Here is a 1,823-nt window from a genome sequence, read left to right on the forward strand (position 1 = left end):
TCGACACCCCGCGAGTGCTCACCACCGTCGGCGGCGACGACCTCCTGATCGGCGGCGTCGCCTGGGCCCAGAACGACGGCGGCGTGAAGACCGTGCAGGTGCAGGTCGACGGAGGCCGCTGGCAGGTCGCCGAGATCGGCGTCGATGTCAACAACGTCTACTGGCGCCAGTGGTACCTCAAGGTCAGCGGCCTCGAGCCCGGCTCGCACCGGGTGGCGGCACGCTGCATCGACGGCACCGGCGACACCCAGGTCGCCGTGCGCGCCGAGCCGTACCCCGAAGGCGCGAGCGGTATCCACACGGTGCAGTTCACCGTCGCCTGACGGCTCTGCCGAAGCCTCAGCCTGAGGCCGGCGCCGACAACAGCGGGTCCGACCACGCCATGGGGCGTGCTCGGGCCCGCTGTCGTCGTACGCGACGGGCCCGAGTCGAGCCGGCCGGGTGTGAGCGCGGTCACGGGAAGAAGTTTCCCATCTGAGCCCCATACACCAATCCGACCCCGCCGGCGCTGCGAATCACTCACGTAATTCCCCACTACGGAAGGCAACACCCCATGAAGCTCAACACCGTCCGCCGCGGCACCGCCGCCGCCGCCGTTCTCGCCCTGTCCCTGACCCTCGCCGCCTGTGGCGAGGACGAGGAGACCGCTACCTCCACCGGTGGCGACACCACCTCGGAGACCGACACCGACAACGGTGACGAGGCCGCTGACCCGCAGGCCCAGACCTTCGGCCCCGCGTGCGACCAGGTCCCCGCCGATGGCGACGGCTCGTTCGTCGGCATGTCGGACAGCCCGGTTGCCACCGCCGCCTCGGCCAACCCGCTGCTCACGCAGCTCGTCGGTGCAGTCGGCGCCGTCAACGGTCTCGCCGACACCCTCAACGGTGCCCCCGAGCTGACCGTCTTCGCCCCGTTCGACGGTGCCTTCGAGGCGCTCGACCAGGAGGCCGTCGCCGGTCTCGTCGAGGAGGCCCAGGCTGACGAGTCCGGCACGGACTCGGCCCTCTTCACCGTCCTCGCCAACCACGTCGTGGGCGCGAACCTCGACGCCGACGCTGTCGTTGGCGACCAGGACACCCTGGCCGGCACCACGCTGACCATCGAGGGTGACACCGACGGCATGACCGTCACCGACGGCGTCGCGACCGCCACCGTTCTCTGTGGCAACATCCCCACCGCGAACGCCACGGTCTACGTGATCGACACCGTCCTCACCGCCCCGATCAGCTGATCGATCCTCACGGATCAAGGTGAATTGAGTCAGATGAGTCAGGCCAAGCTGGTGCCGTCCGGCGCCTCCCTCACGGGGGTGCCGGCGGTGCCAGCCGCCGAACGGCTCGCTGACTTGCTTCGTCGCTCGGCGAAGGGCGACCAGGTCGCCTTCGCCGAGCTGTACGACGCCACCCAGGCCCGCGTCTTCGGCCTCGCCGTCCGGGTCGTCCGCGACCCGGCGCAGGCCGAGGAAGTCACCCAGGAAGCCTTCCTGGAGGTCTGGCGCACCGCAGGTCGTTTCGACTCCGACAAGGGCAGCGCCCTGTCGTGGCTGATGACGCTCTGTCATCGTAAGGCGGTCGATCGCGTGCGATCGGCCGAGTCGTCCACCCGGCGCGACACCAGCTATCACCAGCACAACCGCACGATCGACATCGACTCCACCGCCGATGCGGCCCAGGCCTCCATGGAGGCGCAACGGGTGCGAAAAGCGATGGTCAGCCTGACCGACGTACAGCGAGAAGCACTCGAGCTCGCGTATTTTGGCGGCTACACACATACCGAAGTGGCAGGGATCCTCAGCATTCCTGTCGGAACAGCCAAGACCCGCA

The 1,823-nt window shown here is 69.0% G+C and carries 2 protein-coding genes and 1 pseudogene; all 3 read left to right on the forward strand.

What is annotated here, in order from left to right:
* Positions 1-323, forward strand: a pseudogene (locus VOI19_RS18910) (oxidoreductase); the annotation flags it as partial.
* Between the two features lie 230 nt (positions 324-553).
* Positions 554-1,231 carry a fasciclin domain-containing protein gene (locus VOI19_RS18915; protein ID WP_323794480.1) on the forward strand — a complete coding sequence of 226 codons (678 nt, stop codon included), beginning with the start codon at positions 554-556 and terminating at the stop codon, positions 1,229-1,231.
* 33 nt (positions 1,232-1,264) lie between these two features.
* Positions 1,265-1,823: ECF RNA polymerase sigma factor SigK (sigK, locus tag VOI19_RS18920; protein ID WP_323794481.1), on the forward strand; the 559-nt coding region annotated here is incomplete at its 3' end.

It is taken from the genome of Nocardioides sp. (genome assembly GCF_034670285.1).
Lineage (GTDB): Bacteria > Actinomycetota > Actinomycetes > Propionibacteriales > Nocardioidaceae > Nocardioides.

Excerpts from the sequence above, each read along its gene's own strand:
- VOI19_RS18915 (WP_323794480.1), top strand. The coding sequence starts at position 554 with ATGAAGCTCAACACCGTCCGCCGCGGCACCGCCGCCGCCGCCGTTCTC.